The organism is Microbacterium cucumeris (genome assembly GCF_058349845.2).
In genome coordinates, this window is sequence record NZ_JBYRIZ020000001.1 from 1,166,918 (window position 1) to 1,181,953 (window position 15,036).

General features: G+C 67.2%; 17 protein-coding genes. 9 read left to right on the top strand and 8 right to left on the bottom strand.

The genetic code is table 11. From position 1 onward, the window contains the following. Positions 1-12: 12 nt before the first annotated feature. Complete coding sequence (locus AC3RXZ_RS05755) at positions 13-2,193, top strand: MMPL family transporter (RefSeq protein WP_491493398.1); 2,181 nt, start codon at positions 13-15, stop codon at positions 2,191-2,193. Between the two features lie 9 nt (positions 2,194-2,202). Here the strand turns inward: AC3RXZ_RS05755 and AC3RXZ_RS05760 are convergent, their stop codons facing one another. After that, positions 2,203-3,000 (bottom strand): ABC transporter ATP-binding protein, encoded by a 798-nt coding sequence (locus AC3RXZ_RS05760; RefSeq protein ID WP_491493399.1) that lies wholly within the window; start codon positions 2,998-3,000, stop codon positions 2,203-2,205. Continuing rightward, positions 2,997-3,665: a FadR/GntR family transcriptional regulator gene (locus AC3RXZ_RS05765; RefSeq protein WP_491493400.1), complete on the bottom strand. Its 669-nt coding sequence runs from the start codon at positions 3,663-3,665 to the stop codon at positions 2,997-2,999. Before AC3RXZ_RS05765 ends, AC3RXZ_RS05760 begins: the two co-directional genes overlap by 4 nt. Before the next feature lie 162 nt (positions 3,666-3,827). Between AC3RXZ_RS05765 and AC3RXZ_RS05770 the strand changes: the two genes are divergently transcribed. The 6 genes from AC3RXZ_RS05770 (at position 3,828) to AC3RXZ_RS05795 (ending at position 8,144) form a co-directional block, all read left to right on the top strand. Further along, positions 3,828-5,450 (top strand): 2-isopropylmalate synthase, encoded by a 1,623-nt coding sequence (locus tag AC3RXZ_RS05770; protein ID WP_491493401.1) that lies wholly within the window; start codon positions 3,828-3,830, stop codon positions 5,448-5,450. Positions 5,451-5,493: 43 nt separating this feature from the next. Then, positions 5,494-6,252, top strand: a complete 759-nt coding sequence (locus AC3RXZ_RS05775) for a gamma-glutamyl-gamma-aminobutyrate hydrolase family protein (RefSeq protein ID WP_243224651.1) — start codon at positions 5,494-5,496, stop codon at positions 6,250-6,252. A gap of 91 nt (positions 6,253-6,343) precedes the next feature. After that, entirely contained in the window at positions 6,344-6,739 is a 396-nt protein-coding gene (locus AC3RXZ_RS05780) for a hypothetical protein (RefSeq protein WP_491493402.1), read from the top strand. A 122-nt stretch (positions 6,740-6,861) separates the two neighbouring features. Beyond that, entirely contained in the window at positions 6,862-7,341 is a 480-nt protein-coding gene (locus AC3RXZ_RS05785; protein WP_491493403.1) for a YciE/YciF ferroxidase family protein, read from the top strand. Between the two features lie 103 nt (positions 7,342-7,444). Then, positions 7,445-7,972: an alpha/beta fold hydrolase gene (locus AC3RXZ_RS05790; RefSeq protein ID WP_491493504.1), complete on the top strand. Its 528-nt coding sequence runs from the start codon at positions 7,445-7,447 to the stop codon at positions 7,970-7,972. Further along, positions 7,860-8,144 carry a hypothetical protein gene (locus tag AC3RXZ_RS05795; protein ID WP_498265582.1) on the top strand — a complete coding sequence of 95 codons (285 nt, stop codon included), beginning with the start codon at positions 7,860-7,862 and terminating at the stop codon, positions 8,142-8,144. Before AC3RXZ_RS05790 ends, AC3RXZ_RS05795 begins: the two co-directional genes overlap by 113 nt. Positions 8,145-8,209: 65 nt before the next feature. Here AC3RXZ_RS05795 and AC3RXZ_RS05800 read toward each other — a convergent pair whose 3' ends face one another. The 4 genes from AC3RXZ_RS05800 to AC3RXZ_RS05815 all read right to left on the bottom strand — a co-directional run bounded on the left by AC3RXZ_RS05800 (position 8,210) and on the right by AC3RXZ_RS05815 (position 12,583). Further along, the gene (locus AC3RXZ_RS05800) at positions 8,210-9,685 is read right to left on the bottom strand and encodes a VaFE repeat-containing surface-anchored protein (protein ID WP_491493404.1); all 1,476 of its coding nucleotides are present in this window, start codon (positions 9,683-9,685) and stop codon (positions 8,210-8,212) included. A 693-nt stretch (positions 9,686-10,378) separates the two neighbouring features. Next, on the bottom strand, positions 10,379-11,962 hold the full coding sequence (locus AC3RXZ_RS05805) for a tetratricopeptide repeat protein (RefSeq protein WP_491493405.1): 1,584 nt from the start codon (positions 11,960-11,962) through the stop codon (positions 10,379-10,381). A 12-nt stretch (positions 11,963-11,974) separates the two neighbouring features. Then, entirely contained in the window at positions 11,975-12,271 is a 297-nt protein-coding gene (locus AC3RXZ_RS05810; protein WP_491493406.1) for a hypothetical protein, read from the bottom strand. Between the two features lie 3 nt (positions 12,272-12,274). Further along, positions 12,275-12,583, bottom strand: a complete 309-nt coding sequence (locus AC3RXZ_RS05815) for a hypothetical protein (RefSeq protein ID WP_491493407.1) — start codon at positions 12,581-12,583, stop codon at positions 12,275-12,277. A 346-nt stretch (positions 12,584-12,929) separates the two neighbouring features. Between AC3RXZ_RS05815 and AC3RXZ_RS05820 the strand changes: the two genes are divergently transcribed. Continuing rightward, entirely contained in the window at positions 12,930-13,211 is a 282-nt protein-coding gene (locus AC3RXZ_RS05820) for a DUF3892 domain-containing protein (RefSeq protein ID WP_491493408.1), read from the top strand. 84 nt (positions 13,212-13,295) lie between these two features. Here the strand turns inward: AC3RXZ_RS05820 and AC3RXZ_RS05825 are convergent, their stop codons facing one another. Beyond that, positions 13,296-13,766 (bottom strand): recombinase family protein, encoded by a 471-nt coding sequence (locus AC3RXZ_RS05825; RefSeq protein ID WP_491493409.1) that lies wholly within the window; start codon positions 13,764-13,766, stop codon positions 13,296-13,298. 150 nt (positions 13,767-13,916) lie between these two features. Further along, on the bottom strand, positions 13,917-14,528 hold the full coding sequence (locus tag AC3RXZ_RS05830) for a hypothetical protein (protein ID WP_491493410.1): 612 nt from the start codon (positions 14,526-14,528) through the stop codon (positions 13,917-13,919). Positions 14,529-14,642: 114 nt separating this feature from the next. Here AC3RXZ_RS05830 and AC3RXZ_RS05835 point away from each other — a divergent pair, with 114 nt between their 5' ends. Next, the gene (locus AC3RXZ_RS05835; RefSeq protein WP_491493411.1) at positions 14,643-14,825 is read left to right on the top strand and encodes a helix-turn-helix domain-containing protein; all 183 of its coding nucleotides are present in this window, start codon (positions 14,643-14,645) and stop codon (positions 14,823-14,825) included. Positions 14,826-15,036: the final 211 nt, after the last annotated feature.

Here is a 15,036-nt window from a genome sequence, read left to right on the forward strand (position 1 = left end):
CGAAAGGCCTTCATGCCTCGCACGACCGACTCCGCACCTCGGACCCGCACCCGCGTGCGCAGGCACTCCTGGGCGCGGGTCCTCCTCCCGGTCGCCCTGATCCTGGTCTGGCTCACGGCCGCATCGTTCGGAGGGCCGCTGTTCGGCAAGGTCGACGAGGTCTCATCGAACGACCAGACCAGCTACCTGCCGGAGAGCGCCGAGGCGACCGAGGTGCAGCAGCTGCTCGGCGAGTTCAACGACACCGATGCGATCCCGGCGATCGCGGTGTTCCTCGGCGACGAGGAGCTCACGCAGGCACAGCTCGATGAGATCTCGGATGCCGTGGTGGACGCCCCCGATATCGAGGGCGTCGGCGCGGACGTCTCCCCCGCGCTGGTCTCCGAGGACGGCATGGCCGCGCAGGCGTTCATCCCGGTGCTCAGCGAAGCCGACCTCGGCGAGACGGTGTCCGCGCTCGAGACCGAGCTCTCGGACGCCGCGCCCGCGGGCGTGACCGTGTTCATCACCGGTCCCGCGGGATTCAGCGCTGACCTCGTGGCAGGTTTCGCCGGCATCGACGGACTGCTGCTGGGCGTCGCGCTGCTCGCGGTGCTCGTGATCCTGGTGCTCGTGTACCGGTCTCTCCTGCTCCCGGTCGTCGTGCTGGCGACGAGCCTGTTCGCCCTGTGCGTCGCCCTGCTGACGGTGTGGTGGCTCGCGAAGGCCGAGATCCTGCTGCTCAGCGGACAGACCCAGGGCATCCTGTTCATCCTCGTGATCGGCGCCGCCACGGACTACGCGCTGCTGTTCGTCGCCCGCTTCCGCGAGGAGCTGCGCGCCACGAAGGACTCCGGCGCCGCCGTGCTCGGCGCGTGGAAGGGATCCTTCGAACCGATCCTCGCGTCCGGCGGCACCGTGATCGCCGGGCTGCTGTGCCTGCTGCTGAGCGATCTGAAGTCCAACAGCACGCTGGGTCCGGTGGCGTCGATCGGCATCGTGTTCGCCATGCTCTCGGCGCTCACCCTGTTGCCCGCCCTGCTGCTCCTGTTCGGTCGAGCGGCGTTCTGGCCGCGCCGTCCCGCGTTCGAGCCGGAGGTCGTCGCGGCCGAGAACGGCATGCCCGCCCACGGACTCTGGACCCGCCTGGCCGGCCTCATCAGCCGACGCCCGCGCGTGATCTGGATCGTGACGACCCTCGTGCTGCTGGCGGGTGCTGCCGGGGTCACCCAGTTGAACGCGTCGGGAGTCCCGCAGTCGGACCTCGTGCTCGGCTCGTCCCAGGCGCGGGACGGTCAGGAGGCGCTGGGCGAGCACTTCCCCGGCGGGTCGGGCAGCCCGGCCTACGTCGTCGTGCCGGAGGACGCGCTGCAGGACGCCGCGGACGTGCTGCTCGCGAACAGCGGCGTGGAGTCCGTGTCGGTGACGGCGGCGGACTCCCCGAGCGGCACTGCTCCGGTCACCGAGGACGGCATCCAGCCCGTCGGGGCGCCGGGCACGCCCGCTCCGGATCCCACGGTGGTCGACGGCGACGTCCTCCTCCAGGCGACGCTCACGGATGCCGCGGATTCGGATGCCGCCGCCGCCACGGTCCGCGAGCTGCGCGACGAGTTCGACGGCACCGGCGCTCTCGTCGGCGGGGTCACGGCGACGGCCGTCGACACGAACGACGCGTCGATCCATGACCGCACGCTCATCATCCCCGTGATCCTCGTCGTGATCATGCTGATCCTGATGCTGCTGCTGCGCTCGATCCTGGCGCCGGTGCTGCTGATCCTCACCACGGTGCTGTCGTTCGGAACGGCCATGGGGGTCTCTGCCCTCGTGTTCAACGGGATCTTCCACTTTCCCGGGGCCGATCCGGCGGTGCCCCTGTACGGGTTCGTCTTCCTCGTCGCGCTCGGGATCGACTACAACATCTTCCTCATGACCCGAGTGCGCGAGGAGTCGCTGAAGCACGGGACACGGGAGGGCATCCTGCGGGGCCTCGCCATCACCGGAGGAGTCATCACGTCGGCCGGCCTGGTGCTGGCCGCGACGTTCGCGGCGCTCTCGGTGATCCCGATCCTGTTCCTCGTGCAACTCGCGTTCATCGTCGCATTCGGCGTTCTGCTCGACACCTTCGTGGTGCGCTCCCTGCTCGTGCCCGCCCTGACGTACGACATCGGCCGAGCGATCTGGTGGCCCTCGAGACTGTCCCGGGGCGAACGCTGAGCGCTCGCGTCAGACCACGGTCCGCCGACGCGCTCGTGCGCTCCAACGCCCGTCGTCATGGGCGACATCGATGGGATGCCGGAACGCGTCGCTGATCAGTTCCGAGGTGATCGTCTCCGCCACCGGCCCCGCGGCGAGGACCCGACCCTCGGCGATGACCATGGCGTGGGTCGTCGTCTCCGGGAGCTCCTCCAGATGATGCGTCACGAGGATCGAGGCGAGATCGGCCTCGGTGCGGGAGAGGTCGTCGATCGTCTCGAGCAGCTGCTCGCGCGCGGCGACGTCCAGTCCCGTGGTCGGCTCGTCGAGCAGGAGGAGAGACGGATCAGCGGCGAGCGCACGGGCGATGAGCGTCCGGCCCCGCTCGCCCTGCGACATGGTCGGCCAGATGAGCTCGGCGCGATCATGCAGCCCCACCATCGCGAGCAGATCCGTCGCGCGGCTCCGCTCCGCCGTCGACGGGGTCCAGCGGATCGCCTGATCGATGGTTCCGGTGAAGCCGGTGAGCACCACGTCCAGGGCGGTCAGCGGCATGCGGATCGGATGTCGCGGGTTGACATGCCCGATGTGGCGTCGCAGCTCCTGCATGTCCACACGTCCGAGCCGGCGGCCGAGCACGTCGACGGTCCCCGAGGTGGGGTGCGTCTGCGCTCCGCAGAAACCGAGGATCGTGCTCTTGCCTGCGCCGTTCGGTCCGAGCAGGGCCCAGTGCTCGCCTCGGTGGACGACGAGGTCGATCCCGTGCAGGATGTGCGTGCCGTTGCGCCGGAAGGTGACGGCATCGAGCCGCAGGACCTCGTCGCTCATCGCAGACCCTCCTTCAGCTCGTTCAGGTGCGCTCTGCTCTCGGATGCCGCCGCGCCGGCGTCCCTCGCGGCGACCGCATCGGCCAACCGCGCGTGGCGTTCCTGATCGGCGGGCCCGCCGTGGAGCGGCCGGAGGCGCAGCATCTCGACCATGGCCTGACGCAGGCGCGGCGTGAACCCGTCGAACAGCTCGAGCAGGATCGGATTGTGTGCGGCGGCGATGATGCTGCGGTGAAAGGCCGTGTCCGCGTCCACATGCGCCTCGATGCCCTCGGCGTCGTTGTCGCGGCCCGTGAGGGCTCGACGGATCGTGCGCAGGTCGGTCGCCGTTCGACGCTCGGCGGCGAGTGACGCCGCTTCGCTCTCGATGGCGATGCGCGCCTCGATGACGGCGGCGATGTCGGCGCGGCGCAGCACGGCGTCCCAATCCTCGGGGGCGTCCAGCGCGAGGACGTAGACGCCCGACCCCTGCCTCGCGGCGAGAACGCCGCGACCGGCGAGCTGACGGATCGCCTCGCGCACCGTCGAGCGGCCGACTCCCAGCTGCGGGGCGAGTGTCGTCTCCCCCGGCAGCTTCTGCCCGAGCACCCACTCCCCCGAGCGGATGCGGTCGAGCAGGAGATCTGCAGCCTGATCGGCGAGCGGCGTGCGGCGGATCTGAACCATGCGCATCATCCTAACTTGTCAACTTGTCTGAGGAGTTGCTAACGTAGCGCCATGCACATCGGGCTCCTCCTCCTTCGTCGCCACGACGGGTCGTGACCAGACCGGATCCCCGTCGTGGCGTCGTCGCCGACCGGTCGATCCCCTTCGACGTGCCGAGGAATCATGTCCATCGCCTTCCCCACCCTGTCCACACCCGCCGGCGGCGTCCCCGCGTCCGCACCGCACTGGAACCGCCAGCAGCGTTCTCAGATGCCCTCGTACCGATACGCGTCGGTGTTCGATCGCGTCGCCGTGCCGCTGACCGAGCGGACATGGCCGTCGCGACGGCTCACTCACGCACCCCTGTGGGTCCCGGTCGACCTGCGCGACGGCAACCAGGCGCTCGCCGAGCCGATGGACCCGCAGCGCAAGAGACGGTTCTTCGAACTGCTCGTCGCCATGGGCTACAAGGAGATCGAGGTCGGGTACCCCTCGGCATCCCGCACCGACTTCGACTTCGTCCGGCTCATCGCCGAGTCGGACCTCGCCCCCGAGGATGTCACGATCGTCGTCTTCACGGCCGCCCGCCGCGATCTCATCGAGCAGACGGTCGCGTCCATCCGCGGCATCCGCAACCCCGTGGTCATCCACATGTACACGGCGACGGCACCGACCTGGCGAGACGTCGTGCTCGGGCGAGACCGCGAGGAGCTCAAGAGACTGATCCTGGATGCCGGCCGCGACGTGCTCGCGCTCGCGGGCGATCTCCCGCATGTCCGGTTCCAGTTCTCCCCGGAGGTCTTCAACCTCACCGAGCCGGACTACGCCCTCGACGTGTGCGACGCCATGACCACCCTGTGGGATGCCGCTCCCGAGCGCCCGGTGATCCTGAATCTCCCGGCGACCGTGGAGATCGCGACGCCCAATGTGTACGCGGATCAGATCGAGTACATGCACCGCAATCTGGGACGGCGCGACGGCGTCATCCTGTCCGTGCATCCGCACAACGACCGAGGCACCGGCGTCGCCTGTGCCGAGCTGGCGGTGCTGGCCGGAGCCGAGCGCGTCGAGGGGTGCGTGTTCGGCAACGGCGAGCGCACCGGGAACGTGGACATTGCGATCCTCGCGCTGAACCTGCACGCGCAGGGCGTCGACCCCATGATCGATTTCTCGGACATCGACGAGATCCGCCGCACCGTCGAGGAGTGCAACCGCATCGAGGTGCATCCGCGGCATCCCTATGTCGGTGATCTCGTGCACACGGCGTTCAGCGGCACGCACCAGGATGCGATCCGCAAGGGATTCGCCGAGCACCGTGAGCGTGCTGCGGCCGAAGGGACGCCCGAGCGGGAGGCCGCGTGGCGCGTCCCGTACCTGCCGGTCGACCCCGGGGACCTCGGTCGCGACTACGACGCGGTGATCCGGGTGAACTCGCAGTCGGGCAAGGGCGGGATCGCCCACCTGCTCGAGTCCGCGTTCGGGGTGACGCTCCCGCGGCGGATGCAGATCGACTTCGCCCGCCACGTGCAGGCGGACGCGGACGCGCATGGCGAGGAGGTGACGGCCGGACGGCTGTGGGCGCTCTTCGAAGCCGCCTATGTCGTGGACGCGGCCCCTCACACGGAACAAGTCCTCACGCGACACGACGTGCGGCCGATCGGCTCCGCGGCGCTGACGGTGATCGAGTTCCGGTCCGCGGACGGCATCCGATGGTGCGCCGTGCGCACGCCGAAACATCCCGGTAACGCCCCCGACGCCGCCGCGCAAAGCCCGGGCGACAGGATGGCTGTGATTCCGCAGCACTGAGGGTTCGTGTGGGTGACACGGACCGGGAACGACCGGAGACGCAATGCCCACCACCCATCGAGTCGCGCTCCTGCACTTGCGCACCCGCAGGCCGCACGCGGCCGGATATCAGGCCGAGCTCGACGCGCTGAACGCGTCGGCGGCGCAGTCCGTGATCCGTCTGGGGTGGGAGCCGATCCTGGTACCGACCGCGGAGATCGCGACCGCCGAGACCCATGCGGCCGCACGCCGCGCCGACCTCATCGTCCTCATGGGCGGCGAGGACGTCGATCCGCGGCTGTACGGCGACCGAGTCGAGTACCCGGGTTCCGGACACCACGAGCCGCGTACGGACAGCACGCATATCGCGGTCGTCCTCGAGGCGTTGCAGCAGCGAAAGCCCGTGCTCGGGATCTGCCGCGGACTCCAGGTGATCAACGTCGCGCTCGGTGGAACGCTCGTGCAGCATCTGCCCACCGTGGAACGGCACCGCGGTCGAGGCACGGATCCGTTCGTGCGGTCGCACGTGCGGCTCGAGAACGACGTGGATCTCGCCGGCGACGTGGATGCTGACCTCCCGGTGCTCTGCACGCACCATCAAGCCGTCGACGCGCTGGGGGCGGGGCTGCGCGTCGCCGCTCGCGCGGGAGACGGCGTCGTCGAGGCGGTCGTGCACGAGACCGCGCCGATCACCGGGGTGCAATGGCATCCCGAGCATCCGTCGACCGCCGAGCAGCAGCTCACGCCGCTGCTGCGCCGACTCGAGCGACAGGCGCGGAGGGCACCAGTGCGCGGGACGGCGACCATGGCGCGTCGGGCGTGACGGCGTGCGCTAACGTCGAGGAAGCGCAGCGTGTGCGCAGGTCGGAAGGAAGCCGCGTGACAACGAGCCTGTTCGCATCCGGTTCCGGCTCATGAGCGCGGTCGACATCGTCGGCACGATCGGCGACCTGCTGTCCTGGATCGGCGTGCTGGCGGGCATCCCGCTGCTGGCGATCGGTCTCATGATCCGCCTGGCCGAGGGGGCGTACGCCCCGGCCTCCGTGACGATCCTCGACGACATCGACGACCGCAGTTTCGCGCTCTGGAGCGTCCAGGGGCGCACCTGCACGCGTCCGCTGAGCGTGCGGGAGCACGCGACGTACGCCGATCGCACGACCGTGCCCGGCTTCGTCTCCACGCGGGATCCGGAGCGCATGCGATTCGAGAAGCGGTCTCCGGCCGTGCGCGTCTGCCTGGTGCTCGCGGCCGTCATGCTCGGCGCCGCGATCCTGGGTTTCCTGGCGTCCTTGCTGCCGCTCGTGGCCTGACGCCGGCCCTGCGGAGCGACCCCGTTCACGGACGCGATAGTGCTCCGCGACGCGGAAATCAAGCCCCTCATGGCGTCTGGCGCGAGCACCGTACGGTGAGTCCTCCGACGAAAGGAATGGCCATGTCCCAGACGGTGCTCGAATCCCCGCAGGACCTCATCCGCTTCCAGCTCCGCACAGCACTGACGATGGAGAACGACTCCCTGGCCGCGCTGAAGGAGCTCGCCGGCGCCGCGAAGTCGACGGATGTGAAGAAGCTGTTCCGGCACCATCAGGAGGAGACCCGGGAGCAGATCGCCAATCTGCAGCAGGTGTTCCGCGTTCTGGAGCTGCCGGCATCGACGGCTCCGTCGCCGAGCACGAAGGGCATCTCGCGCCAGGCCGAATCGCTGATCAAGCGCGCCGCCCCCGCCTTGCGCGATCAGGTCGCACTCGCCTCCGCGCTGGGGAACGAGCACTACGAGATCGCCGCGTACACGTCCCTGATCCTCGCCGTGAACGCACAGAGCACGGAGGCGGCGAAGCTGCTCCAGCAGAATCTCGATCAGGAGACCCACACCAGCGAGGAGCTCCGCACGCGTCTCCAGGCGATGGCAGGCTGAGGACCGGTTCCAGGACGCGGTGTTCTCCGGATTCTCCGAGGCGCACGTCCGGACGGACGACGCGACCATCTTCTGCCGATTCGGCGGCGAAGGACCTGCAGTGATGCTTCTGCACGGCCATCCGCGCACATCCTCCACCTGGCATCGCGTGGCTCCCCTTCTCGTGGACCTCGGGTTCACCGTGATCTGCCCGGACCTTCGGGGGTACGGAGCATCGACTGCGCCACCACCGGCGGCGGATCATTCACAGGCCTCGAAACGCGTGATGGCGAACGACATGCTGCAGGTCGCTCGCGAGCTGGGCCATGGTCGCTTCGACCTCGTCGGGCACGACCGCGGGAGCTATGTCGCCCTTCGACTGGCGCTCGACCATCCGGAGGCGGTGCGACGGCTGGCGCTCGTGGACTGTCTGCCGATCAGCGAGCATCTTCGTCGAGCCGATGACCGCTTCGCCACCGCGTGGTGGCACTGGTTCTTCTTCGCGCAGCCGCAGATCCCGGAGCGCGTGATCCTCGCCGATGCTCGAGGCCTACCGGGCGGGGCTGACGATCGACAGGGAGCACGAGGACGCCGACCGCGCCGCCGGGCGCAGGATCGCGTCGCCGACCCTCCTCATCTGGTCTCTCCGTGATGACCTCCTGTCGCTGTACGACGATCCGCTCGCCGTCTGGCGCCCTTGGACGATCGCAGAGCCGAAGGAGGCTCGTATCGACAGCGGGCATCACGTGGCCGAGGAGGCCAGCGGGGCGCTCGTCGCAGATCTGAGAGAGTTCCTCTCGCCGGCCGCAGCGCTGCCTCGTTGATCAGGGAGGAAGCGCAGAGGCCCGGCATCGAAGGATGCCGGGCCTGCTGTTGCGGTCAGAACGACTCAGAGTTCGGAGCGCGCCCGGCGCATCCGAAGAAGGGCTGTCCCCAGCGCCACCATGATCGCCGCCGCTGCGACACCGACGACAGGAAGCGTGGCTCCCGTCGTCGCGAGCCGTCCCTCCGACGGCTCCGAGGCATCCGGCTGCGTCGGCGAGTTCGGCTGCGTCGGCGAGTTCGGCTGGGACGGCGTGCTCGGCTGGGACGGCGTGCTCGGCTCCGTCGGGGTGACGGGCGCCTCCTCGACGGTGACGGTCTGAGCCGGATCATCGATGTCCTCGTGGACGGCGACAGGATCGCCCGTCGCCTCCCCCAGGAACAGACGCTCGAAAGCGACCAGGACCTCACCGGCGAATCCCTCGGGAACCACGAACGACACCTCGACGCTGCCGTCGGGCTCGGTCGGCGTGAACGTCGTCGAGCCCGTGATGCCCGTCGTCGAACCGTCCGCCTTCCGAATGAGCTCACCCGTCAGCGTGTACTCCGTGCCCGGCGTGAGATTCTGGAACGCGACCGTGTCCGTCACCGATCCTCCGCTCCACGGCAGCACCCGATCACCATCAGCCGCGTCCACCAATGACGTCCTGATCGCTGGAACCGGCAATGCCGCCCATTCGACGGTGCCCTGGGCCGTCGTCGTGGTCTCACTCGGCGTGACCAGGATGAGGCTCTGCGCGTGGTCCTCTTCCGTCGGGGTCGTGCCGGCGACGGTGGGGACGGAGATGATGTTCCCCGTGCTGCTCGACCCCCGGGCGCTGACGGTGATGGTGGCAGAGCCCGCTGCGCTCGTGCCTCGCAGGTCGAGGTAGAGCTGCTGCCCGTCGACCACGGCATCCGTGTCGATGGGGTTCCCCACGGCGTCGGTGATCACCGCATCTCCGTCGCTGCTGACCGATACGGTCGACTGGTTGGTCGTGACGGTGAACGGCCCGACCAGGGAATCGGCTGTCTGCGGCGTGGGGGGCGACTCGACGGACGCGGTCACTTCGAAGTCATCGGGACTCAGACCCGAAGAGGCGTTCGCACCGTTGATCAAGTACCAGTACGCATCCGCGGAATCCTGCGTCTCGAAGTCCCAGTTCGCATCGAACGTCAGGTCGGTGTATCGCCAGATGGCATACTGCGTCGCCTCGATCGCGTCGTTGCGGGAGATCTCCGGAACGCCCGCGGCGGTACCGAACTCGTCGAGCGAGAGCGCAGGGTAGCTGTTCGCGAGCACCCACAGGACCTTGCCCTGTACCGTCGGGTCCGTGAAGTAGTTGGTGCCGACGTAGTCCCCTACGTCACCGACCACCCCTGTCGCGCTGGTCCTCGCGTCGACCTGGTTCTCCAGGCAATACGCCCAGAAGAGAGGGTCGCCGTCCTGAGCATCGCCCGGCCACAGCGGGAACACGCCCGTGCCGCCATAGCCCTGCTTGCCGCCGATATAGACCGTGTCCCCCGTCTCGAGATCCACGGCTGGCGCGGCTGTCGCAGCCATCGGGGCAGCAAGTGCACTCAGTGCCACCGCTGCCGCGGCGATCCAGGCCCCGGTTCGGCCCACTCCCCATCGTTTGTTGTTGTCTGTCACCATCACGGCCCTTGTGCTCGGTACTGCTCGACTATGAGATCCGGTGTCGCACGGGATCGTCGCTCCCCCACGCACTCGAAGAGACTCGACGACGGTCAGTTCATTACGCCGATTCCGTCGCCATTCTCGTGTGCGGGGAGCCGGCCGGAGCGACAGGGTGAAGAACCCGCGACCTCTTCGAGAGAGAACAGACGGTGCCCCTGGAGGGACTCGAATGCAAATTGGGCAATTCGCATACCGACATGAAACGACAACTTCCGCGTAATTACGCGGATTTTGGAGGTCGTGACGACATCGAAAGACGTCCGAAAACCGCCGGTTGGAAATAGGATGCGGCCAAAAAGCGGCCACGCCGCGGCCCCAAATGCCAGTACTGGAGCGGCTCTCCGACATATGCCGAAATGGGATACTTCCGGCGTCGAGCCTGACGAATTCGCCACGTGCTGATCTTGAGCACTTTGCTACCTCTTGTCGGCATCCGTTGAGCAAAGCGCCGGAACGGTGTTGCGCGGGTCAGATTGCTGTCAGATGTCGATCGATGGGCCGGAAGACGCGGTGAAGGTCCTCGTCGAGTCGCCGACGGTCACGGTGCGCTGACCTTGCTCACGGGGTGAGGACGGAGACCTCCGAGTCGGGCCCAGGGATCTGGTTGCACTCGGCCGTCTCGATGTGGTCGAGCAGGTCAGTAAGGTAGTCCCGGACACTCGGGAAGTCACCGAGCACGAGTTCGGCGTCGTACTCCTCGCCGACGGGATGCTCCCACAGCCACGCGCTTGCGGCGTTCGCGGGCGCATCCCATCCCAGCGCTGCTCGTCCGGTCTTCAGCGCTTCACCGTCGTCGCCCGTGAGGTGCAGCGCGAGGGCGATGTTCGCCGCTGTCAGGAGCGAGGGCGTTCGGCTCAGCGCCTCCGCGCGCCGGAGCATGATGATGGCTTCCTTCGGATCGGCCGCCAGGCGGCAGAACCCGAGGTTGTTCCAGGCTTCGGCATCTCCCGGGGAGAGCCCCACCAGGCCTTGAAAGATCTGACTCGCTTCCTCCCACCGTCCATCGACCAGCAGCCTGGATGCACGCTCGGCGTACTCGGAGGACACGAACCCGTGTTCGTAGACGGGTCGCGCGTAGCTATGCAGACTGCGAGTCATTGCCAGCCGGCTGGTGGTCTCGGCGTCCACGACCCGTTCCGCCATCGCGCGGGCGTCGCAGTGCACGTCGTTCCCGTTGGATGCCCAGTCCCATTCGAGTGCCAGTGACCCGGCGCTCCACTCGTCGACGCGGGTGACCGTGAACCTTTCCCAGAGCCACAGCCCCACCGCGTCTCTCGTCGGCATGGGTTCATGGGCTGCGAACAACGGCGCATGTGGGGGACGGCCGCTGAGGGCCACCTCGAGGTCGATGGACAGCATGTTCATCAGCCACCGCACCACACGGCGTCGGAAGGTGGGGGTCAGTGTGTGGGCGATGACCGGATGGGCGACCAGGTCGTCGATCTCGGCCTCGTTGTCGAAGAGATGAGGGAGTGCGTTGCGCAGAAACTGCCGATCTGCGGTCTCCGCGAATCCGCGTCGCGTCGTGGTCGTCGCTGTCTCCTCCGCGGAGCGACTCGCAGCCTCCCACCAGTCCGCAGTCTTGTCGAAGACAGGGGCGCCGATGACGTCCTCGATGTCGACCCGACCCTCCCGGTTGAGGTGCTCGAGTGCGACTCGGACGACGACGGCTGAGGCCATCTGCTGCGCGAGTCCACTGTGGAAGACGGATTCAATGGCGCCGATACGCTTCTCCGCTTCGCCCCAGAGATTCAGTGCATGCTCTAGGCGCGTAGCCTCCCCGTTCAGGACGTTCGTGACCAACGCATTGCCCAACGACAACAACAGCGACGCCGTGCTCTGGTCGCGCGGCTCTTTGTCGCGGTCAGTGATGTACTCCCGCGTCGCGTCGTAGTCACGCATCCCGCCAGCCGCGCGGATGGGGATCGCCCGGCCGCGCATGACGAGCCCGCCGATCTGCGTCCGGTGCTCACCGCGGGAGTTCACTCCGAGCTTCTCGGACAACGCCCGGCATTCCTCTGAACACGTCGGCGACCCGTTCTCAATCCGGTAGTAAGGGCAACCGGGAGTGAGTGTCGGCAGCGTGCACGCGTCGGCGTACGTCACCACCGCTTCGGCTATGAGCCGCGACTCCGCGTCCATCCCTCACCCTCCCTAGTTGGGGTGGGCAGCAACGCTCACAATCGTGATCTCCCCGTCCCCGGGACCATAATGCCAGAACACCCGCCAGGCACTGGGCGTCTTGTTCTCGACGTACGACTCCCAAACGTCTTCACCGTTCGCGCCCGAGATGGAACTGTACTTATGAGAGTTCAGTCCGTTGTACCTCGGGTCCCGCTGCAGAAGACCGAACGTCTTCCGCACCTTCTTGAAGCGCACCTGGCTGGACGGCTGGTCAAGAGCTTCGAACTGCTGCTTGGCCTTCTTCGTGAATGAGAGGGTGAATGACAAGGCCTAGACCTCGTCGTCTTCCTCGTCGATCTCGTCGTCGGCGAACTCTTCGAAGTTGCCGAGGCTGACGACCTCGCCGGCTGCGCTCTGGCGCAGGCCCTCTGCGAGGTCCTGGCGGACGAGCTGGTTCTCCCAGACGATGAGCTCGCGCTTGGGGATGGAGACGAGGGGCGTAAGGAGGATTTCCCCGTCGTCGTTCACGGCCACCGCGTAGCGGTCGTCCCGGCGCACTCCTGCCTTGCCGAAAGCGATGCGCGCGCGCTCGTCTGCCACGACTTCTCCGGCGGCGACGAAACCCTCCATGTGCTTCATGGTCATCTCCTTGATCCATGCCGACAATACCACGCTGGGGACACGTGGAAGATGGGTAAAGCCCATCGGAAGCATACCCTGCGGCACAACATTGATACAACTATCGTTCGTTTGGATGTCCCTATGCGCGACTGGCGCGCTCTCGGATATACCAGTCGCGACACAATCCATGTTGGGCGCAGCCACTGAACCTGCTGCTGCAGCACACGGGATCTTCTCTGGATGCCGTCCGCCCGCGACCTGTCCACCGTCGTCTAAGCACCCAGACCCGCAGCAGAAGGGAGATGTCGGATGGGTCCGACATACTGCTCCCATGTCGCGACCGTCGTGACGAAAGGGGATGGCCATGGCAATCGAGATCACGCACGTGAGATTCGGCAGCACACGACACACCGAGGACGAGATCGTCCGATACAAGTGGCGCGAGATCGGCGGCACGGGAACCGGAGACACCGACAAGCCGACATTAGTCGACTGGGTGGACAAGCCCGCCAACTCGGCGTACGTCGGCAGCGGTAGTAGCCGCGTCAACGTCGCGGTCGTGCGTCCGGATCAGGGGAAGCCGTACCTGCGCACACACGCCGACGGGAAGTGGACGAACAACCTCGTCAACCTGCCGACGTTCTGAACGCTGACGCCCGCCCCGCCGCACGGGGCGGGCGTCAGCGCGTGTCGGTCAGATCCCGGTAGATTGTCGGCCGTGACACTCCGATCACGTCGGCGATCTCCTGGAGGGTCTACGCCCTCTCGTCGTACATTGCCCGTGCCCGACGGACCTTCGCGCGCGACATCTTCGTCTTCGCTCCGCCCTTGCGGCCTCGGGCGCGCGCGCTGGAAGCCCGCCCTTCGTCCGCTCGACGATGAGGTCGCGCTCGAACTCGGCGATGGCGGCCAGCATGTGGAAGAACAGCCTCCCGCCCGGCGTCGTGTCGATACCCTGCGACAGCGCACGCAGTCCGACATCGCGGCGTTCAAGCTCCTCGGCGATCTCCTTCAGGTTCTTCACGGATCTGCCGAGACGGTCGAGCTTCGTCACGACGAGGGTGTCTCCCTCGCGCAGGTACGCTAGCGTGTCCGCCAGCGCGCGCCGACGCGCGAGGGTGCCCGAAGCCTGATCCACGAACACTCGTGCGCAGCCCCGGGGCCTCCAGAACGTCGGTCTGACTGTCTGCGCTCTGCTCACGCAGTCGAGACCCGCGCGAGGCGGAAATGGGATGCCTTCGGCGTCGAGCCTGACGAAATTCTCAGTCCGCTGTTTCTGACAAGTTTGCTACCTCATGTCGGGATTTGTTGAGCAAAGCGCCTGAACGGTGCTACACGGGTCAGATTGCTGTCACATGCCGATCGATGGGCCGGAAGAGGATCCCGGAACCTGGTGCGGGCGCGCCCGATCCTCTTCCTCGGCTCGCATTCTGTTATGCGTCTCTCGGGTGATCAGGTCGACGGCGAGGCCGGCTTCACGGGCGCGGGCCATCATGCGAGTGGCCGTGCTGACGCTCACGCCGAGTTGCTCCGAGACAAGCTTGAGAGGCGCCAAGTTCACCGTTGCCGCGATCCGGTACAGCGTCACCGCTTGCCGCACGGTCTCCTCGTAGGTTCGATCGGTGCGCGAGTTGAGCTCCTCGAAGTACTCGTGGAGAGATTTGCTTTCACCAGTCTGGCGGGCCACGTCGACCACGCGCATCGATGAGAGCGCGACGAGGTACTGCACGCGTACGTCGCGGAGTGCGGCAGCGGTCACTTCCGCCCCCTCCCCTGGTCGATCGACACCGACCGACGCCGCGACGGTGCGGCGGAGCGTCTCGTCGAACACCACGTGCAGTCGGATCGTTCCTGCGACGTTGGCCTCACCGGTGGCGACAACGTCCCACGCTTTGGGGATGCTCACGCTGTCACCGACGTCGATTCGCTCGCTGTCGGTCACCTCAACTGCCACGTCACTCATGACGCGAGCTTTTCACAGATCTCGAGCGGTGAGCAATACATGTCGCGGATTGCTCACGGTCGGAGTATGGTGTGGGCAAGTGATGACACACATTGCTCACCGGAGGAGAAGGACATGAACAAGACAGACACTTCACTCGCCCTGACGATGAAGGATGCCGCCAAGCTCGTCGGCGTCGACTACCGCACGATCAAGCTCGGCATCGAGAGCGGAACCATCCCCACGGTGCAGCTCGGACCGCGCCGGATGATCCCGCGGGTGCCGTTATTGCGCGCGTTCGGCGTCGACGCGAGGTAGTCGCGGGCAAGGTGTTGCCTGGCGCCTAGGTACCGGAGGCACAGCGCGATCCCTTTGACTTCGGTGCGCGGTAGCGGTCGGCGCCGTGCGAGTGATACTGGTAGGTCCGATTGTTGAAGAGTGCACTTTTCGCGCCTTTTTCGTCGATGATGCGGAGGTTCACGCGCGAAGGGTGTTGGCGGCCATGCCTGAGCACGGTAGGTGAACATCC

Coding starts and splice junctions, on each gene's coding strand:
- AC3RXZ_RS05800 (WP_491493404.1), bottom strand. CDS start 9,685: ATGGCTGCGACAGCCGCGCCAGCCGTGGATCTCGAGACGGGGGACACG.
- AC3RXZ_RS05830 (WP_491493410.1), bottom strand. CDS start 14,528: ATGAGTGACGTGGCAGTTGAGGTGACCGACAGCGAGCGAATCGACGTC.
- AC3RXZ_RS05770 (WP_491493401.1), top strand. CDS start 3,828: ATGTCCATCGCCTTCCCCACCCTGTCCACACCCGCCGGCGGCGTCCCC.
- AC3RXZ_RS05775 (WP_243224651.1), top strand. CDS start 5,494: ATGCCCACCACCCATCGAGTCGCGCTCCTGCACTTGCGCACCCGCAGG.
- AC3RXZ_RS05805 (WP_491493405.1), bottom strand. CDS start 11,962: ATGGACGCGGAGTCGCGGCTCATAGCCGAAGCGGTGGTGACGTACGCC.
- AC3RXZ_RS05815 (WP_491493407.1), bottom strand. CDS start 12,583: ATGAAGCACATGGAGGGTTTCGTCGCCGCCGGAGAAGTCGTGGCAGAC.
- AC3RXZ_RS05820 (WP_491493408.1), top strand. CDS start 12,930: ATGGCAATCGAGATCACGCACGTGAGATTCGGCAGCACACGACACACC.
- AC3RXZ_RS05780 (WP_491493402.1), top strand. CDS start 6,344: ATGAGCGCGGTCGACATCGTCGGCACGATCGGCGACCTGCTGTCCTGG.
- AC3RXZ_RS05755 (WP_491493398.1), top strand. CDS start 13: ATGCCTCGCACGACCGACTCCGCACCTCGGACCCGCACCCGCGTGCGC.
- AC3RXZ_RS05785 (WP_491493403.1), top strand. CDS start 6,862: ATGTCCCAGACGGTGCTCGAATCCCCGCAGGACCTCATCCGCTTCCAG.
- AC3RXZ_RS05765 (WP_491493400.1), bottom strand. CDS start 3,665: ATGGTTCAGATCCGCCGCACGCCGCTCGCCGATCAGGCTGCAGATCTC.
- AC3RXZ_RS05760 (WP_491493399.1), bottom strand. CDS start 3,000: ATGAGCGACGAGGTCCTGCGGCTCGATGCCGTCACCTTCCGGCGCAAC.
- AC3RXZ_RS05835 (WP_491493411.1), top strand. CDS start 14,643: ATGAACAAGACAGACACTTCACTCGCCCTGACGATGAAGGATGCCGCC.
- AC3RXZ_RS05795 (WP_498265582.1), top strand. CDS start 7,860: ATGCTCGAGGCCTACCGGGCGGGGCTGACGATCGACAGGGAGCACGAG.
- AC3RXZ_RS05790 (WP_491493504.1), top strand. CDS start 7,445: ATGCTTCTGCACGGCCATCCGCGCACATCCTCCACCTGGCATCGCGTG.